Annotated in this window: 15 protein-coding genes and 1 pseudogene; 11 read left to right on the top strand and 5 right to left on the bottom strand. The window is 53.2% G+C overall.

Going from position 1 to position 25,900, the window contains the following annotated elements; translation table 11 throughout:
• The first annotated feature begins 3 nt into the window (after positions 1-3).
• Together ACMWKA_RS06245 and ACMWKA_RS06240 are read left to right on the top strand one after the other, a co-directional pair.
• Entirely contained in the window at positions 4-10,080 is a 10,077-nt protein-coding gene (locus ACMWKA_RS06245; protein ID WP_414760080.1) for a hemagglutinin repeat-containing protein, read from the top strand.
• Entirely contained in the window at positions 10,080-10,415 is a 336-nt protein-coding gene (locus tag ACMWKA_RS06240) for a hypothetical protein (protein WP_040024052.1), read from the top strand. The genes ACMWKA_RS06245 and ACMWKA_RS06240 overlap by 1 nt, the downstream gene beginning before the upstream one ends.
• Positions 10,416-10,477: 62 nt before the next feature.
• Here ACMWKA_RS06240 and ACMWKA_RS06235 read toward each other — a convergent pair whose 3' ends face one another.
• The gene (locus tag ACMWKA_RS06235; RefSeq protein WP_414760079.1) at positions 10,478-10,930 is read right to left on the bottom strand and encodes a SymE family type I addiction module toxin; all 453 of its coding nucleotides are present in this window, start codon (positions 10,928-10,930) and stop codon (positions 10,478-10,480) included.
• Positions 10,931-11,459: 529 nt separating this feature from the next.
• Here ACMWKA_RS06235 and ACMWKA_RS06230 point away from each other — a divergent pair.
• The 8 genes and pseudogenes from ACMWKA_RS06230 to ACMWKA_RS06195 all read left to right on the top strand — a co-directional run.
• Positions 11,460-12,449: pseudogene (locus tag ACMWKA_RS06230) on the top strand (hemagglutinin repeat-containing protein); the annotation flags it as partial.
• Positions 12,450-12,654: 205 nt separating this feature from the next.
• Positions 12,655-13,383, top strand: a complete 729-nt coding sequence (locus tag ACMWKA_RS06225; protein WP_038420657.1) for a hypothetical protein — start codon at positions 12,655-12,657, stop codon at positions 13,381-13,383.
• A gap of 278 nt (positions 13,384-13,661) precedes the next feature.
• Entirely contained in the window at positions 13,662-14,021 is a 360-nt protein-coding gene (locus tag ACMWKA_RS06220; protein ID WP_414760078.1) for a DUF6911 family protein, read from the top strand.
• A 223-nt stretch (positions 14,022-14,244) separates the two neighbouring features.
• Positions 14,245-14,874: a response regulator transcription factor gene (locus ACMWKA_RS06215; RefSeq protein ID WP_095440059.1), complete on the top strand. Its 630-nt coding sequence runs from the start codon at positions 14,245-14,247 to the stop codon at positions 14,872-14,874.
• Positions 14,871-18,059 (top strand): ATP-binding protein, encoded by a 3,189-nt coding sequence (locus ACMWKA_RS06210; RefSeq protein ID WP_414760077.1) that lies wholly within the window; start codon positions 14,871-14,873, stop codon positions 18,057-18,059. Before ACMWKA_RS06215 ends, ACMWKA_RS06210 begins: the two co-directional genes overlap by 4 nt.
• A gap of 62 nt (positions 18,060-18,121) precedes the next feature.
• Positions 18,122-18,550: a DUF1090 domain-containing protein gene (locus ACMWKA_RS06205; RefSeq protein ID WP_013098815.1), complete on the top strand. Its 429-nt coding sequence runs from the start codon at positions 18,122-18,124 to the stop codon at positions 18,548-18,550.
• Positions 18,551-18,613: 63 nt separating this feature from the next.
• On the top strand, positions 18,614-20,728 hold the full coding sequence (locus tag ACMWKA_RS06200; RefSeq protein WP_414760076.1) for a fimbria/pilus outer membrane usher protein: 2,115 nt from the start codon (positions 18,614-18,616) through the stop codon (positions 20,726-20,728).
• A gap of 137 nt (positions 20,729-20,865) precedes the next feature.
• A complete protein-coding gene (locus ACMWKA_RS06195; RefSeq protein ID WP_102752649.1) occupies positions 20,866-21,549 on the top strand; it encodes an outer membrane protein in 684 nt (227 codons plus the stop codon).
• Positions 21,550-21,779: 230 nt separating this feature from the next.
• Here ACMWKA_RS06195 and ACMWKA_RS06190 read toward each other — a convergent pair whose 3' ends face one another.
• From ACMWKA_RS06190 to ACMWKA_RS06175, 4 genes are read right to left on the bottom strand one after another with little or no spacing between them, the layout of a single operon-like run.
• The gene (locus ACMWKA_RS06190) at positions 21,780-22,985 is read right to left on the bottom strand and encodes a hypothetical protein (protein ID WP_414760075.1); all 1,206 of its coding nucleotides are present in this window, start codon (positions 22,983-22,985) and stop codon (positions 21,780-21,782) included.
• A 21-nt stretch (positions 22,986-23,006) separates the two neighbouring features.
• On the bottom strand, positions 23,007-24,026 hold the full coding sequence (locus ACMWKA_RS06185; protein WP_248725240.1) for a tyrosine-type recombinase/integrase: 1,020 nt from the start codon (positions 24,024-24,026) through the stop codon (positions 23,007-23,009).
• Between the two features lie 9 nt (positions 24,027-24,035).
• Positions 24,036-24,935, bottom strand: a complete 900-nt coding sequence (locus ACMWKA_RS06180; RefSeq protein ID WP_248725241.1) for an NAD-dependent DNA ligase — start codon at positions 24,933-24,935, stop codon at positions 24,036-24,038.
• Positions 24,936-24,946: 11 nt separating this feature from the next.
• Positions 24,947-25,561 carry a phage repressor protein CI gene (locus ACMWKA_RS06175; RefSeq protein WP_414760074.1) on the bottom strand — a complete coding sequence of 205 codons (615 nt, stop codon included), beginning with the start codon at positions 25,559-25,561 and terminating at the stop codon, positions 24,947-24,949.
• Positions 25,562-25,662: 101 nt separating this feature from the next.
• On the opposite strand from ACMWKA_RS06175, the gene ACMWKA_RS06170 reads away from it, so the two are divergent.
• Positions 25,663-25,899 carry a hypothetical protein gene (locus tag ACMWKA_RS06170; protein ID WP_062856346.1) on the top strand — a complete coding sequence of 79 codons (237 nt, stop codon included), beginning with the start codon at positions 25,663-25,665 and terminating at the stop codon, positions 25,897-25,899.
• The last annotated feature ends 1 nt before the right edge of the window (position 25,900 follow it).

The following is a 25,900-nucleotide window of genomic DNA, read 5'->3' as shown; positions in this document are numbered from 1 at the left end:
GGGATGATGAAACAGGATCAGGTTCGTTTTTCACAGCGCGCGCTGAGCGCGTTACTGAGCGTTCTGCTGGCGACGCAGCCGCTGTTACCTGCGGTGGCGGCATCCATCACCCCGTCCGGCAATACGCAGATGGATAAGGCGGCTAACGGCGTGCCGGTGGTGAACATCGCCACGCCGAACCAGTCCGGTATTTCCCATAACAAATACAACGACTACAACGTCGGGAAAGAGGGGCTGATCCTCAATAACGCGACCGGGCAGCTTAACCAGACTCAGCTTGGCGGGCTTATCCAGAATAACCCCAACCTGAAGGCCGGGCAGGAAGCCAAAGGCATCATCAACGAAGTCACCGGCGCTAACCGCTCAAATTTGCAGGGCTATACCGAAGTGGCCGGCAAGGCGGCGAACGTCATCGTGGCGAATCCCTACGGTATCACCTGTAACGGCTGCGGATTTATCAACACGCCGAATGTGACCCTCACCACGGGTAAACCGGTGCTTGATGCCAGCGGTAAGCTGCAATCTCTTGATGTAACCCAGGGGGCGGTCACCATCGAGGGCGCGGGCCTCAATGGCTCGCAGAGCGATGCGGTGTCGATCATCTCCCGTGCGACGGAGATCAACGCGCAACTGCATGCGAAAGATTTACGTGTCGTTGCAGGGGCGAACCGCGTAGCGGCGGATGGCAGCGTCAGTGCGTTAAAAGGTGAAGGTACAGCCCCGAAGGTCGCGGTAGACACCGGCGCGCTGGGCGGCATGTATGCCAACCGGATCCGTCTGGTCTCCAGTGAAACGGGGGTGGGCGTAAACCTGGGCAACCTTAACGCGCGACAGGGGGATATTGCGCTCAGCAGTGCGGGAAAAGTGGTGCTGAAAAACACCCTTGCCAGCGGCAGCACCACGGTCAGCGCAGCGGACGTAACGTTACGCGGGGACCATAAAGCGGGTGGCAACGTCACGGTCTCCGGCCAGACGGCGCTGACGCTTGACCAGGCTCACGTTGCCGCCGATAACAACCTTCAGTTAACAACCCGCGGCACGCTGACGCAAAACGGCGGTGCGTTCACGGCGGCAAATGACGCTACGCTTGCCGCGACCACCCTGATCCAGAGCGTAGATGCCCAGGCAAGCGCGGGTCGTCATCTTGCCGTAAATGCTGAGAAAAACGCGGCGCTTAACGGTTCTGTTGTGGCGGGTCAGCAGCTGTTGGTCAAGGGAGGCGAGCTGGTGCAGCAGGGAAATCTCAGTGCTTCCGAGATTGCCCTCAACGCGCAGACGCTGACGCAGGAGAGCCGCAGCACAACAAATGCCAGCGGGAACATCACGCTTACCACGTCTGGCCACAGCCAACTGAAAGGCAGCACAACCGCCGGACAATCTCTCGCCGTCAGCGCGGGTAGCCTCGCGAACCATGGCGCATTAGCCGCCGTGGCGGATACCCGGATTAACACCGGTATATTCAGCAATACCGGCACAGTTCAGGGCAACAGCCTGACCGTCTCCGGGACGGATATCACCAGCTCCGGCGCGCTGAAGAGCGCCTCCACGCTGGATATCCGCGCAGACAATGCCACGCTTTCCGGTGAGACCGGCGCGAAAGGGAAAACCACCGTAACCGCGAGCGGCAATCTGAACAACAGCGGCACGCTTATCAGCGATGACACGCTTACGCTGAACGCGGCGCAAATCGTCAACAGCGGTACGCTTTCCGGTGTCCGGGGGCTCACCACCTCAGGGAAGACGTTCACCGCCAGCGCAACGTCAGTGACCCACAGCGACGGGGATGTGGCGCTGAACAACACCGATACCACGCTTGCAGGTGAAACCAGTGCCGGTGGCGCCGTTACCGTGCAGGGCCGCAGCCTCAACACCACGGCCACGGCACAGACACAGGGCAACAGCGTCGGCGTGGCCGTGCAAAACGCAAAACTTGAAGGAACTCAGGCTGCCAAAGGCAACATGACGTTGAAGGCTGACAGCAGTCTCAACCACACGGGAAAATCATCAGCTTCAGGGCTTAAGGTTGAAACCGGCCATCTCAGCAACAGTGGAACCCTGACGGCCTCCTCGCTTGCAATCGACAGCCCTGAGGTCATTAACGGTGGTCTGATCCACGCCGGACAAACGCTGTCGCTGGTTACCCGTCTGCTGGATAACCGCAGCAGCGGCGTGCTGTACAGCCCGTCGGCACTGTCACTTTCCCTCTCTGAACTGAACAACGCCGGTATTATCACCAGCGACGCGGCGCTTTCCCTCTCTGGTTCAAATCTGACCAACAGCGGCGAGCTGAGCGGGACTTCACTGGCAATTGATTACGAGACGCTGAAGAACAGCGCGGAGGGGATGCTGCTGGCTCAAGGAGCAAACCGCATCACGGCACAGTCAGTGTCCAGTGCGGGCAGCATGGTGGGCAACACCCTGACGCTGAATGCCGAACGCCTGGAAAGTGCCGGTCTGTTACAGGGCGATAGCGCATTATCACTGACCGCCGGAATCCTGAATTTACTGACAGGCTCCCGCACGCTGACGGGGGGAGCGCTCGGCCTTTCAGGTACCACGCTGGCTACCGCAGGGCAGCTCCAGGGACAGGATGTCAGCATCCGTTCCCACGACTGGACTAACCGCGGAAGTTCCCTCGCGACCGGCTCACTTGACGTTACGACCGCTGGAACGCTCAGCAATACCGGCGAACTGATGAGCCAGGGCAACGGGACGCTGAATGCGGTCAATACCGTTAACAGCGGCACTATGTTGTCGGCCGGTGACCTTTCGCTTAACGGAAAGACGCTGCGCAACAGCGGTACGCTTCAGGGGAATCGCGTCACCGCGCATCAGGACACCATCACGAACAGCGGAACGCTGACCGGGATTGCCGCCCTGACGCTGGCCGCCCGCCTGGAGATGGCGGCGCCATTACTGACGCTGGTGAATGACGCGTCGGGATCGTTGCTGACTGCGGGCGAGTTGTCCGTGACTGGCGGCGATCTGCGTAACGCAGGACAATGGCAGGGGAAACGGGTACTTATTCATGCGCAGGCGCTTACGAACGGCGGTGCGATCCAGGCAGAAAATTTACTGGATGCGCAAATCGACAGCACCCTTACCGGGACAACGGGCAGCAAAATCACCTCTAATGGAGAACTGGCGTTCTCAGCACTGACGCTGGCAAACAGCGGGCAGTGGATTGCAAAACACCTCACGCTGGGGGGCAGTACCCTGAACAACAGCGGTGAGATCGCCGGCGTTGATGCGCTTTCGGTTGCCCTAACGCAGCTGAATAACCAGGCCGGAGGAAAACTGCTCAGCGCAGGCGCGCTGACGCTTGATGCGGACAATGCAACGAATGCCGGGCAAATCCAGGGGAAAGCGACCACGATTACCGCCGGGCAACTCATTAACAGCGGACGGCTTCAGGGAGAAGCGCTGACGCTGAATGCCTCGGGCGCGCTGAACAATACCGCCAGCGGTGTGCTGCTGAGCGAGAATGCGCTGACGGTATCGACAGCCACGCTGAACAATCAGGGCACGCTGCAGGGCGGTGGGGAATCTTCGGTGAAGGCCACCACCCGCGTACAGAACGACGGCAAAATGCTTTCCGGTGGCAAGCTCACGCTGACCGCACCGGAGCTGGAGAACAGCAGCAGTGGTCTGGTTCAGGCGGTGAGGTTGCTGCTGGATGTGGTGAACGCGGCAAATAGTGGGCGGATACTCGCCACTGACAACGCTGAGCTACGGGGAACGACGCTGACCAACGACGGCATGCTGCAGGGCGCAGACCTGCTGGTTAATTATCAAAAACTGAGTAACAGCGGTACGGCTCTCGGTACCCGTTCGCTTACGGTGAAGGGCGATGAGATTACCCATACCATCAGCGGTAAGTTGTTCAGCGCGGGTAACCTCACGCTCAACAGCGGCACGCTGAAAAACGCCGGGCAGATTGTGGCGCTGGGAGACGTCACGCTTCATCTGTTAAATGCGCTTGAGTTCAGTGGAACGCTCGCCGCCAGCAACACCCTGTCTCTCACCGCTCAGGGGGATATCACCAATAATGGCACCTTACAGGGAAACAGCCTTGTTCTGAGCACGGGTGGAGTATTAACCAACAACGGCCAGTTCACTGCAGGTAAGGGGGATAGCACGTTCAGCGCGCAACGTATTGTGCTCAATGCAGCCGGTAGCCTCTCGGCAGGCGGCGACGTGGTATTTAACAGCCTGAGTGACATAACCGTAAATGGCTTTACCGGTACGGCTGGCAGCCTGACGATGAATGCTGTGGGCACCTTGCTCAATACCGCACTGATTTATGCCGCGAATAATATGCAGCTCTTTGCCGACCGTATTCATAACGTCTACGGCGATATTCTGGCAGGGAATAGCCTGTGGATGCAGAAAAATGCGGCGGGTGCAGCGAACAGTGAAGTGGTGAATACGTCCGGGAATATTGAGACGCAGAAGGGTGATTTGACCGTCGCAACAGGGCTGCTGAGCAATAAATGGGAGCAGTTGGATGTGGAAGTGCTGCCTGAGCAGGCGGTGACTTCGTTGCCGTGGGTAACAATGACGGAAGCGTTGATCCCAGCAGGCTGGTTGCCCCGTGAGGAATATGATTGGTTTGTGACAGATTTCGGTGGCAGTGGTACTGGAGCCCCTGGTTTCAAACCGGAATCCTGGGCGACACCTTACGAAGCATACTATGAAAAAGCTTTTGCCGTTCTTGAGTCTGAAGTTCGGGTAAACGCGACGGGCAAAGCCGCCAGGATCGCCTCCGGGCGCGATCTCTTTATTACTGCGGGAGAACTTGATAATCAGGCGAGTTTTATTCTTGCGCAACGTGACGCCACGTTAAGCGGGAGCGTATTAAACAATCAGTCATGGGAATCGGGTAAGCGGATCACTTATCAGGTTTACCACTATGATGTATCCCAGACGCAGGGACGCCTGGGAAGCATGAAGCCTAACCCGGCAAAAACAGGGGATGTGCACGATAACATCCGGTACCTTGCTACTGGCGAGAGATACACTGCAACCGAGGGAACAGCAACGAGTTACCGTGCCGTTATTCAGGCAGGCGGTAATATTCACGCCACCTTCACCAACGACATCAGCAACACTCTCGTCACCGCCAACACGGATGGCTTTAGCAATACGATTGCCGCCCCTACGCTGACCCCGCTCAGCAACCAGTCCATTACCAGCGGCGAGCAGGCGCAGTCCCTTGTCGAAGCGGATGCGCAGGACATCACCACCCCGCAATGGCGTGATGCGGTGAGTGACGCCCTGAAAGATATCTCCGGCGGTTCATCGCTCTCCGACCAAAACGGCAGCAGCGGTAACTATCCACTGCCGTCCGGCAACAACGGCTATTTTGTTCCCTCCACCGATCCCGATAGCCCGTATCTGATTACGGTGAACCCAAAGCTCGATGACCTCGGCAACATGGACGACAGCCTGTTTAATGGACTGTATGACCTGCTTGGCATAACACCCGGTGCCACACCGCGTGAAACCAACAGCGCGTATACCGATCGGAACCAGTTCCTTGGCTCGGCCTATTTCCTGGACAGGCTCGGCCTGAACCCGGATCGCGACTACCGGTTCCTCGGCGACGCGGCGTTTGATACCCGTTACGTCAGTAACGCGATTCTGAACCAGACCGGCAGACGCTATATCAACGGCATCGGCTCCGATCTCGATCAGATGCGCTACCTGATGGACAGCGCCGCAGAGCAACAAAAAACGCTGGGGCTGAAATTCGGCGTGGCGCTCACGGTTGAGCAGGTTGCTGCACTCGATAAAAGCATGCTCTGGTGGGAGTCAGCGACCATCAATGGTCAGACGGTGATGATCCCGAAAGTCTACCTGTCGCCGAAGGATGTCACCGTTCACAGCGGCAGCGTGATTAGCGGCAATAACGTCCAGCTGGCGGGCGGGAACGTCATTAACAGCGGCAGCACAATTGCGGCGCAGAATGGGCTCTCAATCGACAGCAGCAACAGCCTGAGCAACCTCAACGCCGGGCTGCTGAGCGCAGGCGGCGGGCTTAACCTGAGCGCGCTGGGGGATATCAATAACATCGGATCCACCATCAGCGGCAAAACGGTAGGGCTGGAGAGCGTCGCGGGCAGCATTAACAACATCACCCGCGCACAGCAGTGGAATGTCGATGCGGGAAATGTGCATTTCAGTGGCACCGATGTCGGCAGGACGGCCTCCATCACCGCCACCGACGGGCTGACGATGCGCGCCGGACAGGATATCAACGTGACCGGCGCAAACGTCTCGGCGGGTGGCCGCCTGGGTATGGCGGCGGGGAATGATATCAACATCACCGCCAACGAGATCGCGACCAGCGAAGGACGCGCCGGGCGCAACCGCGCGACCACGGAGACGGCGTCCGTCACGCATCAGGGCAGCACCCTGAGCGCGGGCGATGACCTCACCCTGCAGGCAGGTAACGATGTGAATGCCCGTGCGGCGGCGATAGCGGCGGAAGGCGATGTGGGCATTCAGGCCGGTCGGGATGTGAACCTGCTGGCGGAAGCGTCGATGGAACGCTCCAGCAGCCAGGCGAAGAAAAAAACCGCCATTGACGAATCTGTTCGTCAGCAGGGTACGGAGATTGCCAGCGGGGGGAATACGGTGATCCTCGCAGGGCGCGACGTAACCGCGCAGGCGGCTGACGTGACAGCGCAGGGCGATATTGGCGTGGCGGCAGGCCGCGACGTAAATCTGACGACGGCGACGGAGAGCGATTACCGCTATCGGGAACAAACTAAAACCAGTAGCGGCTTCCTGAGCAAAAAGACCACCCACACCATCGAGGAAGACAGCGCGACACGGGAGAAAGGCTCGCTGCTGAGCGGCGATAATGTGACGGTGTCGGCGGGTAACAACCTGCGGGTGTTAGGTTCTGCGGTCGCTGGCGACGGCGATGTGGCCCTTTCCGCAGGCAACAATGTGGACATCGTGGCGGCGACCAACACCGACACGGCCTGGCGCTTTAAGGAGACCAAAAAGTCCGGCCTGATGGGCACGGGCGGCATTGGCTTCACCATCGGCAGCAGCAAGTCCACCCACGATCTTCGCGAGCAGGGTACCACCCAGAGCGAGAGCTTCAGCACCGTCGGCTCGACGGGCGGCAACGTCAGCATTACAGCGGGCAAACAGGCGCATATCGGTGGGGCAGATATCATCGCACAGAAGGATATCAGCCTGACCGGTGACAGCGTGGTGATTGAGCCGGGGCATGACAAACGCACCCGCGATGAGACCTTTGAGCAGAAGAGCAGCGGGCTGACGGTGGCGCTGTCCGGGGCGGCGGGGAGTGCGGTGAACAGTGCAGTGCAGACGGCACGTGACGCGAAAGGCGAGAGCGATGACCGCCTTGCGGCGCTGAAGGCCACCAAATCGGCACTGTCAGGCGTACAGGCGTCGCAAGGTGCAGAAATGGCGCAGATTAACGGCGATCCCAACAGCGGTATCGGCGTCAGCGTTTCGCTCTCTTCGCAGAAATCGAAATCCGAGCAGCACATGCAGAGTGACACGGTTGCGGGCAGTACGCTGAATGCGGGGAATAATCTGTCCATTACCGCGACCGGAAAAGGGAAAGGGGAGAACAGCGGCAACATCCTTATCGGCGGCAGCCAGCTGAAGGCGGGCGGCGACACCGCGCTTGTCGCAGCGAACGACATTGTGCTGGGCGGTGCGGCCAGCACACAGCAGACGACAGGAAAGAACAGCAGCAGCGGTGGCGGTGCAGGCGTCAGCATTGGCGGCGGCAAGAGCGGTTACGGCATCGGCGTGTTTGCGAATGTGAATGCTTCGAAAGGCAGTGAAAAGGGCGACGGTACGGCCTGGACGGAAACGACGCTCGACAGCGGCGGTACGGTCTCCATAACCAGCGGTCGGGACGCCATTCTGAACGGCGCGCAGGTGACTGGCGATAAAATCGTTGCGGATATCGGGCGCGATCTGTGGATGAGCAGCCAGCAGGACAGCAACGATTATAAATCGACGCAGAACAGCACGGCGGCAGGCGGCAGCTTCTCGTTCGGCAGTATGACGGGGTCCGGCTACATCAGTGCCAGCCAGGACAAAATGAAGAGCACGTATGACTCGGTGCAGGAGCAGACAGGGCTCTTCGCGGGCGATGGCGGTTTTGATGTGACGGTGGGACGCCACACGCAGCTTGACGGTGCGGTGATTGCCTCAACGGCGACGGCGGACAAAAACAGTCTCGATACGGGCACGCTGGGCTTCCGGGATATCCACAACGAGGCGGATTACAAGGTCAGCCACAGCGGCGTCAGCCTGAGCGGCGGCGGTGACTTTGGCGGTGATGCATTCAAGGGCAACCTGCCGGGCGGCGTGGTATCGGCAGCGGGCAGCAGCGGTCATGCGGAGGGTACGACACAGGCGGCGGTGGGCGAGGGTAACATCACCATCCGTGATACCGCGAACCAGCAGCAGGATGTGGCCAGCCTGAGCCGGGATACAGAACACGCAAACGACAGCATCAGCCCGATATTTGACAAGGAGAAGGAGCAGCGGCGGCTTGCGCAGGTGAGCGCCATCAGCGATATCGGCGGGCAGGTGGCAGACATCGCCAGAACGCAGGGCGAGCTGAATGCGCTGAAGGAAGCGCGTAAGACGCACCCTGACCTGACGGTTGAGCAGCTGAAAGAGACGCCAGAATATAGGACTCAGCAGGCGAAATACGGCACAGGCAGCGACCTGCAACGGGGTATCCAGGCGGCAACGGCGGCGCTTCAGGGGCTGGCAGGCGGAGATATCGCCGGTGCGCTGGCGGGAGCCTCGGCACCGGAGCTGGCGCATCTGCTGAAATCGACGGAGGGCAATCCGGCGGTCAACACCATTGCGCACGCGATACTGGGCGGCGCGGTTGCGGCGCTGCAGGGGAACAGTGCCGCGGCGGGTGCGGCCGGTGCCGCTACGGGGGAACTGGCTGCGCGTGCAATCATGCAGGCGATGTATCCGGGCAAAGCGGTGAGTGACCTGAGCGAGGAGCAGAAGCAGACGGTCAGCACGCTGGCGACGATATCGGCGGGGATGGCCGGAGGAATAGCGGGAGACAGCACGGCTTCAGCGGCTGCGGGGGCACAGGGGGGGAAGAATGCGGTTGAGAATAATGCGCTAAGTGCCGATCAGATTGACAGTTTTGCGGCAAGGGCGAGAGGGTGTCAGACTCGGGGCGACTGCAAACAGGTCGTCAAGGAGATGGAAGATCTCAGCCTGAAGCAACAGCAGGAAATGATCGCTGTCTGTGCAACAAACCCGGCGGCCTGTAAAGAGAAATATGGAGATATACCTGCTAACGGAATGCTGGTACGAGAAGCTATAGATCGCGTGTTAGGTGCAGATGTGCCGTCTGCAATGAAGAACGATATGTCTTCGTTGTTAGCTCAGCAGATCGAAGCGGAAGGTGTTGTTACCAGTACAGAATTTGCAAGTCAGCTGAAAATCCGTTATGGAATAGATGGTCAACAGGCTGATATTTTAGCAGCTGCTGCGCTTGGGGCTGTAACCGGTGGGATGAGTAAAGGCGGGAAACCAGCCGCAGGAACAGAAGGAAAAAACATTGTCATTGTTGACTCCGGTAAGAAAGGAGCCTGGAATAAAGCGATGAATAAACCGGAGCCGAATACGGTTTATCAGGTGGATGGTAATAAGACGTATCGTATTGATGCTGAAGGCCGAACAGGTTCTGCGGAGGCTACATTAGCTTGGACGAAAAATGACAGAAACACTTATCAGCAATGTAAGGCCGGAAAATGCGGCACCTCTGGTGATGAAGGTGGGCATTTAATTGCCAGTATTTTTAATGGTCCTGGCGAAAAGCTTAATCTTGTACCTATGGATGGCAACCTAAATAAGGGGGCGTGGAAACAGATGGAAAATACTTGGGCTAGTGCTCTAAAAAATGGTAAGCAGGTTAATGTGAAAATCGAGCCCTCTTATACAGGTAGTAATAAAAGACCAGACAGTTTTACAGTTACTTATCAGATAAATAATGATCGACCAGTAAGAGAGATTTTTAACAACGCCCCAGGAGGTAAGTAATGGCTTCTCGTGATGATGAATTGTATTCAGAAATTGGGCGGATATTGTTTGAATCGGCACCTGAGGATGCGCAGAAACTCTTCCTGGATGCTGAGTTATCCCCTGAAAATGATCATGCAAAATTTTTATACGATTACATCAATAAACAAGGTGAGAAAACATGGTTTTTGCCTGGAACCTCTGCAACAGACAGCTTACTTCTTAAGAAATTAGTAGAATTAAGGAACTTCTACATAGAACAAGGACTTACTGGTGGGCGGCCAGTATGGCATGGCTGCCTTGTTACAGTTGATCTTGAAAAAATGAAGATTAATTTAGACTATCGTTACGACTAAAAATAACCCCGGTCAGAACGCTCTGGCCGGGATCGTTTTATCAGATATGACTACATTGTTACTTACCCCCGCTTAATCACCGGCACATCCCCCAAATCATTGAGCGCTCCCGGAAATGTCTTCAGCCACTGCGCCACTTTCTTTTTATTGATATTCACCACGCTCATGCCTTCAAGACATCCCCATAACTCACGTGTATGTTGTGGCGTAATGACAATACAATCTTTCATAACCCGGATTTTGACAGGCATCCAGTCAATAAAACCTGCATTTGCGAGCCACTTGCCGCTGAGTGGGAGATATTTACAGTCCACCCGTGAATAAAGCTCGCAACAGGCAGAACAGTCTTCCGGCGTTTCCGCGCGGGGATGAATAGGGGCAGCATCAGTCCGGTTTCCGTGCAAACGGCGGATATCATTTTTGCGTATCAGATCGCGGTTTTCGGTAATACTGTTAAAAACATCTAATTCTGTTTTGAAAACAGTAAACTCTGGCTTAAAATTCGTTTCAGCCATATTCAACTCCTTGAAAGTTGTTTTTGGTTAGCGGCATGGGGGTGGTGGTACACCTTCATGCTGCGTTCTTTAATAATATAAAACTGTTAGCGCTTCCTTTACTGTGAAGTGATTTTCTTTGCGCTGATTATACCGGGCTGAATAAAAATACAGTATCTGTTAAAAAGATAATTGTAGGAATTGCGAGGTGGCTTCAGGAAATATTAAAGTTTGCTGTTGAGTTGCATAATAAATATAAATTATGGCTACTCTGTACCACCTCCAGTCAGAACCCGTTCCCTGGCTCGTCCTGTTTCCTTGACCGTCTGAGCCTAAACCCGGACCGCGATTATCGGTTCCTCGGTGACGCGGCATTTGATACCCGTTACGTCAGCAACGCTATTCTGAACCAGACCGGCAACCGCTATACCCGTCATACTTCAAGTTGCCTGTGCGTTGGCTGCACTCATTCACCCCGGTCACTTACTTATGTAAGCTCCCGGGGATTCACTCCCTTGCCGCCTTCATGCAACTCGAATTATTTAGGGTATATATCAACGGCATCGGCTCCGATCTCGATCAGATGCGCTACCTGATGGACAGCGCCGCAGAGCAACAAAAAACGCTGGGGCTGAAATTCGGCGTGGCGCTCACGGCGGCTCAGGTTGCCGCGCTTGACCACAGCCTGCTGTGGTGGGAAGCGGCAACCATCAACGGCCAGACGGTGATGATCCCGAAAGTGTACCTGTCGCCGAAGGACGTCACCGTGCACAGCGGCAATAACGTCCAGTTGGCGGGCGGGAACGTCATTAACAGCGGCAGCACAATTGCGGCGCTGAAGGCTACCAAAGCGGCACTGTCAGGCGTACAGGCGTCGCAGGGTGCAGAAATGGCGCAGATTAACGGCGATCCCAACAGCGGTATCGGCGTCAGCGTTTCGCTCTCTTCGCAGAAATCGAAATCCGAGCAGCACATGCAGAGTGACACGGTTGCGGGCAGTACGCTGAATGCGGGGAATAATCTGTCCATTACCGCGACCGGAAAAGAGAAAGGAGAGAACAGCGGCAACATCCTTATCGGCGGCAGCCAGCTGAAGGCGGGCGGCGACACCGCGCTTGTCGCAGCGAACGACATCGTGCTGGGCGGTGCGGCCAGCACACAGCAGACGACAGGAAAGAACAGCAGCAGCGGTGGCGGTGCAGGCGTCAGCATTGGCGGCGGGAAGAGCGGTTACGGCATCGGCGTGTTTGCGAATGTGAATGCTTCGAAAGGCAGTGAAAAGGGCGACGGTACGGCCTGGACGGAAACGACGCTCGACAGCGGCGGGACGGTCTCCATGACCAGCGGTCGGGACGCCATTCTGAACGGCGCGCAGGTGAGTGGCGATAAAATCGTTGCGGATATCGGGCGCGATCTGTGGATGAGCAGCCAGCAGGACAGCAACGATTATAAATCGACGCAGAACAGCACGGCGGCAGGCGGCAGCTTCTCGTTCGGCAGCATGACGGGGTCCGGCTACATCAGTGCCAGCCAGGACAAAACTGCCGGGCGGCGTGGTTTTGGGAGCGGGCAGCGGCAGCAAAAGATTCTCCAAACTGAAGACTGAAGGGGTAATACAAAGGGATTATCAGTATTACTGAAAAAAGTAGTAATCACGGTTCTGGGCACCTGCTCGGAATCCTTGTGGGATGAGGGCATTATGGTGCCTTCTAAATTAGGATAAAATTTATTAAGGATATTTAAATATGTCAAAAAAATTACTATTAAGTGTTGCTGTAGCATCAATGTTACTCACTGCTTGCTCTGCATTTAACGGCGGTAGTGAATTATTGTCTGATAAGAATAACAGTGATGCTTTAATTAATTCAAAAATAATAGACGGAGAAACAAATGTCTCTTCTTTGTCCAGTGTTATTGGCAAAAAAGATGAATCCCGTTCTGCTTTAAAGAAAACATTCCCTGATGGGAAGCTTTCGGTTGCTTCATATACAGGATTTTTGAACGGCATGACCGGCACTTATGCACATAGAGTTCTTTCAGTAGTCTATGGGCCTGATAATATTGTCATTAATCATGATATCTTTGTAAAAGATTTACATAATCCTAATAAATATAATCTTGATTATGTAAGTGCCCGTAATTTGGCATTTACAGAATTAGAAAAAGGTAGTGATAAAACGAAAGTAATAAATTTATTAGGTAATCCTGATGGTATGACGTTCACGGATGAGGGTAACCTTCTGCTTATCTATTCTAAAACGGATGTTTCCAGAGATGCCTCATCTTATATCCCAGTGGTTAACATGATAAGTGGGACAGAGTCTGGTGTATCAGAAAGACTCTATATTGAGATGAGTAAAGATGAAAAAGTAAAAAATGTTATTTCAGCTACTGTGCAAATTATTCAGGGAAGAGGTATTGGCAATGCGGATAGTTATAATGAAAAATACGAAAATATTAAAAGTAAATTCTAGATGGCGTATCAATATCAAATCATAATCGTAAACGCTAATAGCATTTTGCGATTTTATATTTCTTCATAAATTGACATTCCTGTTAGCCCAGTAATTATTTACTGGGCTGCTCAGTAGCAGAGCATTGATATCGGCGAGCAGATGGCAGGCATAGCCAGAATGCAGGCCATAAAATTCCTAAAATGTGTAATTTGCCAGCGACATCACTTTATCCTGCTCTGGATTGTTCATCTTCCATGTTAAAATACGTAGCAAACAACATTGTTAAAGGACAAACGATGAAAATGAAGCTTTCCCTGTTTTGCGCAAATACTGGTTTAAGTAAAAAGGACTTCCCCTTATGGTCAGATGTTTACGATGCGCTTCATCAGCTCAGGAGGAATACGGGAAGCGTTAATATTGTAGATGTTTATAATCAAAAAACGCTCAGCATCCATTCGGATGGTATGCATTTCCTGCTCTCATTAATTGAGGGTAAGGATGATAAAACAAAAATACAAAGCATCCAGACTGCTTGTTTTGAAAGGAAGGAAAGTTCTGTTCCGCCTGTTTTTCTGAGTCATTCTCATGGCCTGACAAGTGATTTCGAGTTTGTGACTGAGGTTTCCAGAACCTTTTTCATCACAGGACAGGTTTAGCGTTTTGCTGCATTAAACCAACCCTGTTATATCCGGCATTTAAATTCCAAACCCATTTATTTAAATCATTATGCCTAATGAAAAGTAGGTTGTGATTGTGTATTTCGTATTTTTTCTGAATTATTCTCAAACCAGACAAACCTTGTCCTGATTCAACACGTGGTAGGCTATGGTGTATAGCGTGTAATGGAGCCGTTAATGCCTCAGGAAAGAATAAACACCAATGACAAAAATACTGCTTGTGGATGACCATCCGGCAATCTGCTTTGCGCTCAAGGTGCTGCTGGAAAAAAATCCGGATTTTATCGTGACGACATCCTCCGGCGAGAACCTGCTGGCGCTGCTGCATCGGGAACAGCCGTCGCTGCTGATCCTCGATCTGGAACTCAAAAACGCTGACGGGCTGGATCTTCTCCCGCGTATCAAGCACCACTTCCCTGCGCTCAGGGTGCTGGTTTATACCAACCAGCCTGCAGGGATCTACGCACTGCGTACGCTGAAGGCCGGGGCGAGCGGGTTTATCAATAAAAGCCTGGCGCTGGAGCGCGTCGAGCCGGTTTGCCAACTGCTGCTGGACGGCTATCACTGTTTCCCGGAAGAGACGTTCACGAAAATCGTCGAGGCTACTGAAATACAACATGATACCCGGGCGCTGCTGGCGAGTTTCTCCGATCGTGAAATCGCGGTGCTGAACTATCTGAAGCAGGGCAAAAGCAACAAGGAGATTGCCGACCGGCTGGCGCTCAGCAACAAAACCATCAGCACCTATAAGGCGCGAATGATGAAAAAAAGCGGCTTTGCGCATTTTGAACAACTTTTCGAGCTTATTGATAATTCAGAGCCAGAGACGTGAGAGCCGTTACCTTTATCCTGCTTTTTTGTATTGCCTTTACCGTGTGCGCCGCGCAACCGGGGGAATCCCTTCGCCTGCTGGCGCGTAGCCATGAAAAGGTGATCGAGCCGGGACTCAGCGGTAGCGAATGGCGCTGGGTGCGCGAACACCGCAAAATCCGTCTGGCGGTCTGGGAGCCGATGATGCCCCCTTACGACATCACCACCGGGCTGAATGATTACGGTGGTATCAATGCGGATTTCACCGGGCTGGTGGCGGAAAACCTCGGTCTGGAGATCGAGGTGGTGCGTTATCCCACCTATGACGATGCCTTGTCAGCATTGCGGGCAGGCAAGGCGGATTTTATGCCTCAGGCAGGGGATAGCCAGCAAAAACAGGGGCTGATGCTGAGTGTACCCTACAGCGACAACATCCCGGTTGAAGTGGTAAATACCGATGCCTCGCCCGATGAGCCGGTGAAAAGGATCGCCGTTTCGCCTGTCTACAGCCGCAGCGACGTGCTGGCCCGTTATCCGGGGGCTGACATTGTGAATTTCTCCTCCACGCGACATGCGCTGGAGGCGCTGGCGTTTCGCGAAATCGATCTGTTCTTCAGCGATGCGATCACCGCGCGCTATCTGGCGAGTCAGTCCAATTTAAGCAATCACAGTATTCGTCCGGTGGCGGACACGTTCGAGGCGTCGGGATTCTCGTTCGCCGCGATGCCAAAGATGGCGGTCTGGATCGCGATCCTCAACAAGATGCTGACGGCTCTGCCGGAGAACGCGGGCGTGGAGATCCACCGTCGCTGGAGCGGGGGGATCCCGCTCTCCCTGAGCGAAGAGCCACCGCGTTACACCTCGCTCGAACATAAATGGATTAAAGAACATTCCCGGATCCGCGTCGCGGTGGCGCAGGATAACGCCCCCATTGCCTTTTTCAACGAGCGCGGGCAGCTGCGCGGCATCCTGGCGGATCTGCTGACCGCGCTCCGCCTGCGTACCGGGTTTACCTTTGAGATCCGCCGTTATCCCAGCCAGGCCGCCGCCTTCAGGGCCATTAATCGCGGAGAGGCCGAGCTGATTGCTGGCGTCACGCAGGAGGGGATCTGGCAGGCGGATCTCCTCACCACCCGAACCTGGTTGTATAACTCCTGGGTTATGGTTGGACGTGCGCTCCCGGGGAAGGAGGCGCTTCAGCCCCGCGTGGTGAGCCTGCGCGGTGAAGCGCCTGATGGCTGGCTTGGCCGACAAAACAGCGGCCAGACGGCGAAGGTCGATACCTGGTGGCAGGGTTTTAACAGCGTGGTGAAGGATAAAAACGACATGATGGTGGTGCCCCTGATCATTGCCAACGCCCAGCTCACCCGCAAAGAATTTGCCTCTCTGAAAATTCTCGCCAGCATCGATGCCGAACCGTTGCGCTTTGCCTTTGGCGCATCGTGGCAGGCCTGGCCGCTGATCACCATTCTGAATAAAGCGCTGATCAACATCCCGCCGGAAGATCTCCACGCCCTGACGCGCGGCAGCAATACGGGCAATGCGTTTGCCTCTGTGTCGACGTCGGCGCTGTCGATTACGTGGATGGTGACGTTCACCGCCGCCGGTCTGGCCTTGCTGGCGCTGGTGGCCGGGTGGATCTACCGTCGTCGGCGCATCCAACAGGCGCGCATCCGCAAGCTTATTCAGTCGCTGCGCGCAGCGAAACAGCGCGCAGAGCGAGCCCGTCGGGGAAAAAGCGCCTTTCTGGCGACCATGAGCCATGAAATTCGCACGCCCGTCAGCGCCATTATCGGCATGCTGGAGCTGGTGATGAAACGTCCCGACCATGCCCCGCAAAACCCGCAGTCGATACGGGTCGCCTGGGACGCAGCGCAGTCGCTGTTGCTGCTTATCGGGAATATCCTGGATGTGGAGCGTATTGCGTCCGGCCGTCTGGTGCTCCGCCCGGAGCGCGCCTCGCTTCGAAACCTGATTGAAGGAACGGTGTCGCAGTTTGAGGGGCTGGCGGCGCAGAAATCATTGAAGCTGCAGCTGGAAATGGATACCGCCCTGAAAGGGGACGTATTGATCGATGTGATGCGTTTTCGTCAGATCGTCACCAACCTGCTGGGCAACGCCATTAAATTCACCGACCACGGTCAGGTGATGCTGCGGGCGCAGCCGCAATGGCAGAACGGCGAGTTTATGCTGCTGGAGCTGACAATAGCAGACACCGGCGAGGGGATTGATATCGCGACGCAACAGCGTCTGTTCCAGCCTTTTAGTCAGGGGGAGAGCCGTACCCGGGCGCAGGGCAGCGGGCTGGGGCTCTATATCTGCCGCCAGCTCGCGGACATGATGGAAGGGGATCTCACGCTGAACAGCGTGCCGGGTGAGGGGACAACGGTCACGGTGACGCTCAGGCTGCCCGTTATGGCCGCACTGCCAGAGAAAGAAACTAAAGCTTGTGTGCCACCCGGCAAACGCGCAGCGTTGACCATCATGGTGGTAGACGATAATCCGGTCGGGCGGATGCTGCTTACCCAGCAGCTTGAGTGGCTGGGACATGCGGTCACCCAGCACGACAGCCCAGCAAAGCTGCTTGAGAGCCTGGCAATCCGACAGCCGGACGCGGTGATCACCGACTGCAACATGCCCGAGATGAGTGGCTATGCCCTGTCGCGCATAATCAATGAATATTACCCGGATGTCACGGTGTTTGGCATGACGGCGGACGCGCGTGAATCCGTGCGGGATGAGGCGCGGGAAGCAGGTATGCGCGACTGTATCTTCAAGCCGGTCACGCTGGTTGCGCTGGAAAATCTGCTTGCCCCTCTGGCCCCCTCCGGTAAATCGCCGGTTGCTTCGTCATATTCCATCACGCTCCCCCCAGCACTGCTGGACGGTGAGCATCTGGCAACGTTTCTGGATTTGCAGATAACCGTGCTGGAGGAGACGCTGGGCGATATTGCGCTGTGGCGAAAGGACCCCGGTACACCCTTGAAGGACGCGCTGCACCGACTGCGGGGCGGTATTCAACTGCTCGGTATGCCAGCGCTTGAGGCGCGCTGTCTGGAGCAGGAGCAGGCTGCCGACAGCGGCGGCATCCGTCAGCTTGAGGAGGAGATTCAGGCATTAAGGGCTGCATTACAGCGCTGGCGCGAGACGGGACTACAACCGGGCGAGACCGTCCTACAGCAGAATGAGGACGGGCGTACAGCGTAAGCTTCCCGTCCGCCGGGGTACTCTTTTATTCGAGGACGTTCACATATAAAGGAGATATCCCGATGAAAAAACTCGTATCCGCGCTGGCCGTTATTGCCTCTGTTGGTATGTTCACCTCCGCCCAGGCGGCAGAAAGCTGCTCTGCCAAAGCCGCGGCACTGGAAAAAGAGATCCGTATCGCCCAGCAGTACGGTAATACCTACAAGGTCAACGGCCTGAAAAAAGCGCTGGCTGAAGTGAAAGCGCACTGCACCCCGGCAAGCGTACAGGCTGACGCGCAAAAAGAGGTGAAGAAGCTGGAGAAGAAACTGGCCGAGAAGCGCGAAGATATTGCCGAGGTTCAGGCAGATCTGCGTGAAGCGAAAGCCAAAGGCGACAGCAAGAAAGTGGCGAAATACCAGCGCAAACTGGCTGAAAAACAGAGCGATCTGAGCAGCATTCAGCAAGAGCTGAGCCGTGCTCGCGCTGCGCTTGCCTCCCTGCAGAAATAACGCTTTTTTGTAAAACAGGTGAGGAGGCGTGAGCCTCCTCACCTTTTTGCGCTGCCTGCCATCATGATGCGACTCCATCTTCTCTTTTTTGTGCTGCTTTTTGCCATGGCAGAGAGCCGCGCGGCCACCCAAAAGACGTGGGTGATCCTTAATAACCTCTACAAAGGGGCGATTTCGTTTGAGGTGTCTGCCTCGGGGCCTTGCCTTAGCCAGCCGCTGATGGAGGAGTGGGGCGTACGTGACGCGGTGCTTGCGCGTCTGGTCTGGGATGCCAAAGGGTGCCTGACGCCACAGTCTGCGGAGCAGTTTAACCTCAAGTACTGGTACCGCCCGCAGGCGCAACTGCTGACGCTTCTGTTCCCGACAGACGCCATTAGCCCGCAGCAGAATGGCGTCAGCACCAGCCGCTGGGATGATGGCATCAACGCGCTGTTTATTAACTATCGTCTGGATGCGGATAACAGCCAGGCGCAGTATGACTGGGAGCGTTCCGGTACTGACGCCACGCTGAGCCTGGACAACGGCCTTAATGTGGGCCCCTGGCGTCTGCGTTATCAAAACACCTTCTGGCGTGAAAAAGAGGGACAACACGGTTCGTACACCAATGCGATGTCGCTCTGGCGCAGCATCACGCCGCTGCGTTCGCGCGTGACCCTGGGCGACGGCAATACCTCTTCAAATATGTTCGACAGCCTGGCGTTTCGCGGTGCATCGCTCGCCAGTGACGAGGCGATGTACCCTGATAGCTGGCGACCCTATTCCCCGTGGATCAACGGCTATGCCCGCACAGAGGCGGAAGTCACCATTCACCAGAACGGGGTACGTGTTTACCGTATCCACGTCCCGCCCGGGCCGTTTACCATTCGCGATTTTTATCCGCCGGACCCGGACGGCAACCTGGAACTGACGGTGCAGGAGAGCGACGGTACGGAGCGTACCCGCCTGCTGCCTTATTCCAGCATGCCCAATCTGGTGCATCACGGGCTCTTTAGCTACGAACTGGCCGCCGGTCGGTATAAGCCTTTTCACGGTATCGACAGGGACAAGGATCGCTTCTGGCAGAGTACGTTCTCGTGGGGAGTTGCCCCGCAGGTCACCGTGTTTGCCGGGCTGCAGCAAGGGGAGCACTATTTCAGCCAGGTCGCGGGTTTTGGCGCTAACCTCGGGCGGTGGGGGGCGTTTTCCGCAGATGTCAGCGCGGCTCGCTATACGCAAGAGGCGGAGACGCTACGGGGCAAGGTGTGGCGTCTCCGCTATGCCAAAGCGTTCTTTACAACCGAAACCAGCCTCACCGCTCAGCTCCAGTGGTATCCACGTAATGAATGTTACCGGTCGCTGGAAGAAAAAATCACGCGGGCGGAGCTGCTGAGATACGGCTGGGACGATGACGTCACCCGGCGGGCGCTGCGCGGGCAGCTGGAGCTTAACCAGAATCTTGGCGAGGACGCCAGCCTGAGCCTGTCGTGGCACGGGTTGAAGTCACGTGAACCTGACGCAGGCAGCATGGGGATGACGCTGAGCCTGGATGCGACCTTACAGAACGTGGATGTCAGCCTGTACGGCGGTTATGAACGCTACGGTAAAAACCCGGATGAAACCACCGTGGGTATCAATCTCAGTGTGCCTTTATCCCTTTGGGGGACGACGAGTAATGTCGGCTATATCACCGAGCTCGCCAGCCGGGGGGAAGATAGTCATGGAGTGAATGTGTACGGTTCGGCGTTGAGTGATTACAGCCTGCGTTACGATCTGCAGGCGACGCATACCCTACACCGCAATGATGAGTTGTCTGCGAGCCTGGGCTATCAGTACAACGCGGGCGAGCTGAACCTCAGTATGGTACGCGGGGGAACGCGCCGTGATTATCATGCCGACACCAGCGGCAGCATTCTGGTACACGCAGGCGGCGTGACGCCTGGCCAACAGCTCGGCAGCACCGCTGCGCTGGTGGACGTGCCGGACTCCCCGGGCATTGGCTTCTATAACCAGTTTGGCTCCACAACCAATGCCAGAGGCGAGCTGCTGGTGAGTTACTTAACGCCGTGGCGAGTGAACCGCATTACGGTCGATAACTTCAGCTTGCCGGAAAACACCGCGCTGGATGTGACGGAACTGGAATCGGTGCCGACCGATGGCGCGATTGTTCTGCTGCGTTTTCCTCAACCGGTAACGGATTGAAATAAAAAGCAACGGTACTAAAAACAAGACAAATCCCTACGTAAAATTACCAGGTAAAACGCGTATTCATCCTAATAGTTTGCCCTTTCGGGACTGCTTATGATTCGTCTCACTGACTGTTTTTCAATGGAGTGTAGATGAAGATGAAAGCACTTTTAATCGCCCTGCCTGTCGCGATGATCCCGGCTACCGTTCTGGCGGCAAATACGGAAGAAGGGTATTACGGTTCGGCAAAATACCTGCAGATTGAACAGCGTGCGAAAGAGATGGATACCAGCGCGCGTCCGGGTGTCGGACAGTTTGTGGGCGGTAAAGAGAAAGAGCATTTTGGCGGCGCGGCGATTGCCGCAGGCTACCAGTTCGGCAACGGCTGGCGTACCGAAGGTGAATACACCTTTAAACAAAAAACGGAGTACACCAGCGGCTCCAGCACATTCGCGAACAGCTTTAACCACCTGCAGACCGAAACTGAACGACTGATGCTGAATGTCTACCGCGATTATGAACTCGGCTACGGTGTCTCTGTTTACGGTACCGCAGGGCTTGGCGTGAGCAAGATCAAAGCGGGCGGCTGGCAGGGTAACGCCAGACGTGAATACGCCTCGACCACCCAAAGCAACCTGACCTACGCGTTAGGAGCGGGCGTAAGCTACACGCCGGTTGAGCGTCTGTATGTCGATCTGGGCTATCGCTATATCGATATGGGCAAGATCGAAAGCGGATATAACAATTTCACTAACGCGCGCGGCTTAAAAGACGAGCAGATGAAAGCGCATATTGTCTCTAACGAATTTACGCTGGGTATGCGTTACGTGTTTTAACCTGTTGTGACCGTCACTGCTTTAAAACAGGGCCAACACCGTGGGAGTGCGGGGTTGGCTTTTTTGGCATTTTGATGCAAGCGATTATGAGTCCCTATCTTTACTGCCAAAAAACAATAATTTACTTAATTGTCATAAACTTGTTTCATAGAATAGTGAAGAATATGACAGCATAGTGATTAGATATGCTGCCATTTTGCTGCCACTGCGGGAGTCGTCGGTCGTTCTTTTTAACTTTTGATAAGGGCTATGAGGGTAGTCTTTTCAAGCTGCGAGTGATGATAACCTTCTGATTGATCGAAAAGAACATGGCATTTATTGGTTGTTTTATTATCTAGAATGCTAAATACATCATCTGCGACTTTACTAGTGTCGAAAGCTTTCAAAAATCTTTCATAGAAGATATCGTAACTATCATACTTTTTAAAAGTAAGTTGTTCAAATGAAGGGCCTGTTGCGATATTGGCTGATCCACTCAGGCATTCCACATAATTATCATTTACGCCGCAATAAATTTTTGCATGAAATCGAGTGTTTTTAATAGCTTCTTCTATCACTTGTGGCGTAAATTTAAATTTGCTTAAAACGTTATAATCATGAAAAACCTCTGATACTGCTTTTTTAAAAGAGTTCAATGTTTGAGTTTTAGTGATTATTTTAAGTTTGTTTGAGCTTGATTGGGATATGATTTCGCCCCATAATTCTAGTAGTTCAGAATTTTCGGATCTTGTATGACCAACGTAAGGGAATATTAGATAAGTTTTTTCAAATAATAGCTCCCACCTAACAATTAATTTTTTTATGGCTTCTATAAAATCAGATTTCGTAATGGTTCCATCGATTCTGTCTTCGAGAGAAACGCAATTACTTATATTTCCGAGTAAAAAATCGTTATCAGAAAAATCGCAATGGTCAAACTTTTTGTAGAACAAAGCGGAATGATTTTTACCACAGGAGCAAGTCAAATCGATTTTTAGTATTGATTTTTCTGCATTATATCCATAACCTGATATGTCTTCAGATATGTATTGATAAACTTGCTGGCCCCATTCTTGATATTCACTTGCCATGCTTTCGTAGGCTATTTTTTCTAAGTTATCATCACAGCTATGACATTTGTAAAGATTATAAGATTCAAAATCAAATTTTGGGTTGTTTCTGAAAATATCACCTTTATATTTGAATGCTACTGTCATTTTTTTGAGGTTTGATGGTGATTCACACTCATAATCCAAGTAATCTATTTTATCTGCTCCACTAACAATATACGATTCATCTGGATTCTTACATTGAATACCAAAAGTGTCCCCGCAACTTTGACATTTTGCGAGCATTTCCCCAATGTCATTTTCCATTTGGAATTTAAGTTCGTGATAATCAATTACATTATTGCAGTGTGGGCATGTGCCTTTAAATTGTTTTTTAGTGTGATACATGATGGCATCCATTTAAGAATTTCAATTGTTTAATAACGTTAATGGGTTTAGTTTAATTGCTTCAGTAAGATGATCTGGGGCGAAGTGAGCATAACGCATCGTCACCTTAATATCCGTATGGCCTAAGATGCGCTGAAGAACTAAAATATTACCTCCGCGCATCATAAAATGACTGGCAAAAGTATGCCGAAGAACATGCGAAAGCTGACCGTCTGGCAGCTCTATCCCCGCGCGCTTTATCGCGCTCCTGAATGCTGAATAACATCCGGTAAAAAGTGGTTTCGAGGTTCGGCTTTTAGGTAGCAGTTCGTAAAGCTCATCACTGATTGGAACCGCGCGGTTCTTCTTACCTTTAGTTTTGATAAAAGTGATCTTGCCAGGGCTTATCTGTTTGCCAGTTAAGCTTTCCGCCTCTCCCCATCTTGCGCCGGTCGCAAGGCAGATTTTCACAATTGTGGCTAAATCCTCTGCTTTGCTTTTTTCGCACTCTTCAAGTAAGCGTGTCGCTTCCTCAACTGTAAGCCAGGCCAGTTCAACTTCTGCGATCTTAAACTCTCTGACGTTTTCGAGGGGGTTTGGTGCTGTCCAGTCATCAAGTCTTTTCAGCTCATTGAACATAGCCCGAAAGTAAGCCAGTTCGAGGTTTACCGTGCGAGGGGTTACGGACTTAACGCGATCAGAGCGGGTGATTTTTCCGCTTAGCCGCTGCTCTCTATATGTTGAGAACAATTTAGCGTTGAATTCAGTTGCGAGGGGGTCGCCCATAGCGAGACAGGCAAACTCCATTGCGCCTTTACGCTTCTCTCCATCAGCAAGTGTTACACCATGTGCGTTATACCAGGTTGTAACCAAATCGCGAACTCGACGTTTGTCTGTCTTCTCGCCCAGCCAGGGCTTGTCCTGAGCTTGTTCCTTTACATGGCGTTCAAAAGCCAAAGCCTCCCCTTTAGTGGCGAATTGGCGACGAATACGCCGCCCATCTCTACCATTGGGGAAAACCTGAGCCTGCCACTTTCCATTGCTTAATTTGCTTACTGCCATTCTATAGGCCTATTGAGATGTGGAATGATCATCACGCATTAGGGCTTGCCAGTGTTCTTCACTGAGGATTTTAAGCGGAACTCCTTTATTGTCACGATAATCAATAGCCTGTTCTATTTTTCTTCCGAAGCTTTGAAATTTCCAATCCTTAGAGCTCAGGGCGCCAATAATTAGATAGTCCAAATCTTGAGTAACACGATCAACAATCTTGCAACCAAGCTTTATAAGGTCACTTTCACATTGTCTACGGGAGCTGCATAGAAACTTACCAGTAAGACAAACTTTCCTATCTGTAGGGTTAAACTCATCAATAAGGTCAACAGGTGAAGTTGTGGAATATCCATCCACTATTCCCTCAGAGATATTTGAGCCAGTAAAAGCAGTTATTTCTTGTAATAATTTGATGCGTTCTTCGTCTGTTATCACTCCATCACTAAGGATTGACTGGACAAGTTCGTAAAGATGTTTACCGGGATAGTTGCTTTTTAAAGCTACATTTGTAGATAAGAACCAGTTTAAATAGCTGATTTCTTCGTCGCTCAAATGATAGTCTGAAGCAAGCCCCTTGCATAGGCCCTCTAGCAAATGCTTGTCAGAGTCTGCGGAGTAAAGATCTATGTTAGGAGTATCCATCAAGCCGCGCTGCATTTCATGGAGTAGGTCTTTCAATTCGTCTAATTCAGCTTTTTCAACTACACCATCAGAAAGTATTTCACTTATTTTATCTCTGATGCAGTTTACGAAATAATTTTGGGAAAGAACGTCTGTCTCCATCAGCCACGTATCCAAGAAAATCATTTCTTTTTCACTTAAGTTTCCATCACAGGTCATTCCTTCAATCAGGTTGATTAAATTTGCGATGGCTTTATCTCTATTGTGTGTATAGTTGAAAGCGCTAAATTGAGTCATACCAATATTCCTTATTCAGTAAACGTTATTTTGCTGATCACTCTGCCATTGGCTTCAATATCCGATGGTGTACACTCAAAGGATGCGGGGCCATTTTCTACCCGTAAGCGTCCACCAGGAAGACGGTAAACCTGTCTGATACTCATAAAGCCATCTAATTCAATCAACCAGATTCCATCGTTGATCTCTCCCCTGAACTCGTCCACGAGATAGAACGAATTTTCAAACTTCACAATGAATGGAGCAGTTGTGTTTTGAGGTAAAAGGCGAGAGTCGTAGTGAACTTCTTCAGTAGACGTAAAAACCCCATTTGAGATTTCTTTTAATTGCAAAGGTAATCCATTGCCGCGATCTGCTTTTGTTGTAGATGCGCCTTGCCCTGTAGTTAACCAAAGCATAGATGCACCAGTATCTAGATGACATGCAATGAGCCAATCGTGCGGAAAAGTATCGCGCATCCAACGGTTTGCCATAGTGCTCTGAGATACCCCAAGGTGGTCACATAAAGCCTGCCGGGTACTGAATCCGTAGGCTTGGAGGATACGCGTTATCGCCTCCTTCCCCCCACTTTGAGATGTAAAGTTGTATTTTGAGATCGCTAAAGGGGTCTCTTTTGTGTTTGACATATTTAAAATGCGATCCTATCATCGGTTTTGTGGTCTTCGGAATGATTGAGAATAGTTCCGAATAGTGAAGTTTTTAAACACAAACTGAGGAATAGTGCATCATGAAAAGCAATTTTTCAATGCGCCCCAGCATCAACCTTGTGGTATCTGAGCCATTCATCACGCTCGATGAGTTCTGCCGCCGTACAGGTTACAAGCCAAGCTATGCGCGTCAGATGATCCGTGAAAACCGACTTCCTATCAGGAAGAAGGCCGGAGTTAATAGCCTTATCGAAATAAACATGTTTGCTTTGACGATGGAAGCGGCTCAGGGCTGCGAAGTCACAATGCAAGCCTGAT

It is taken from the genome of Enterobacter sp. 03-F-07-AD-ECC (assembly GCF_047530935.1).
In the GTDB taxonomy this organism is placed as follows: domain Bacteria; phylum Pseudomonadota; class Gammaproteobacteria; order Enterobacterales; family Enterobacteriaceae; genus Enterobacter; species Enterobacter cloacae.
This window is presented reverse-complemented; position numbering and strand designations above follow the sequence as displayed.

Coding starts and splice junctions, on each gene's coding strand:
- ACMWKA_RS06245 (WP_414760080.1), top strand. CDS start 4: ATGATGAAACAGGATCAGGTTCGTTTTTCACAGCGCGCGCTGAGCGCG.
- ACMWKA_RS06240 (WP_040024052.1), top strand. CDS start 10,080: ATGGCTTCTCGTGATGATGAATTGTATTCAGAAATTGGGCGGATATTG.
- ACMWKA_RS06235 (WP_414760079.1), bottom strand. CDS start 10,930: ATGGCTGAAACGAATTTTAAGCCAGAGTTTACTGTTTTCAAAACAGAA.
- ACMWKA_RS06225 (WP_038420657.1), top strand. CDS start 12,655: ATGTCAAAAAAATTACTATTAAGTGTTGCTGTAGCATCAATGTTACTC.
- ACMWKA_RS06220 (WP_414760078.1), top strand. CDS start 13,662: ATGAAAATGAAGCTTTCCCTGTTTTGCGCAAATACTGGTTTAAGTAAA.
- ACMWKA_RS06215 (WP_095440059.1), top strand. CDS start 14,245: ATGACAAAAATACTGCTTGTGGATGACCATCCGGCAATCTGCTTTGCG.
- ACMWKA_RS06205 (WP_013098815.1), top strand. CDS start 18,122: ATGAAAAAACTCGTATCCGCGCTGGCCGTTATTGCCTCTGTTGGTATG.
- ACMWKA_RS06200 (WP_414760076.1), top strand. CDS start 18,614: ATGATGCGACTCCATCTTCTCTTTTTTGTGCTGCTTTTTGCCATGGCA.
- ACMWKA_RS06195 (WP_102752649.1), top strand. CDS start 20,866: ATGAAGATGAAAGCACTTTTAATCGCCCTGCCTGTCGCGATGATCCCG.
- ACMWKA_RS06190 (WP_414760075.1), bottom strand. CDS start 22,985: ATGTATCACACTAAAAAACAATTTAAAGGCACATGCCCACACTGCAAT.
- ACMWKA_RS06185 (WP_248725240.1), bottom strand. CDS start 24,026: ATGGCAGTAAGCAAATTAAGCAATGGAAAGTGGCAGGCTCAGGTTTTC.
- ACMWKA_RS06180 (WP_248725241.1), bottom strand. CDS start 24,935: ATGACTCAATTTAGCGCTTTCAACTATACACACAATAGAGATAAAGCC.
- ACMWKA_RS06175 (WP_414760074.1), bottom strand. CDS start 25,561: ATGTCAAACACAAAAGAGACCCCTTTAGCGATCTCAAAATACAACTTT.
- ACMWKA_RS06170 (WP_062856346.1), top strand. CDS start 25,663: ATGAAAAGCAATTTTTCAATGCGCCCCAGCATCAACCTTGTGGTATCT.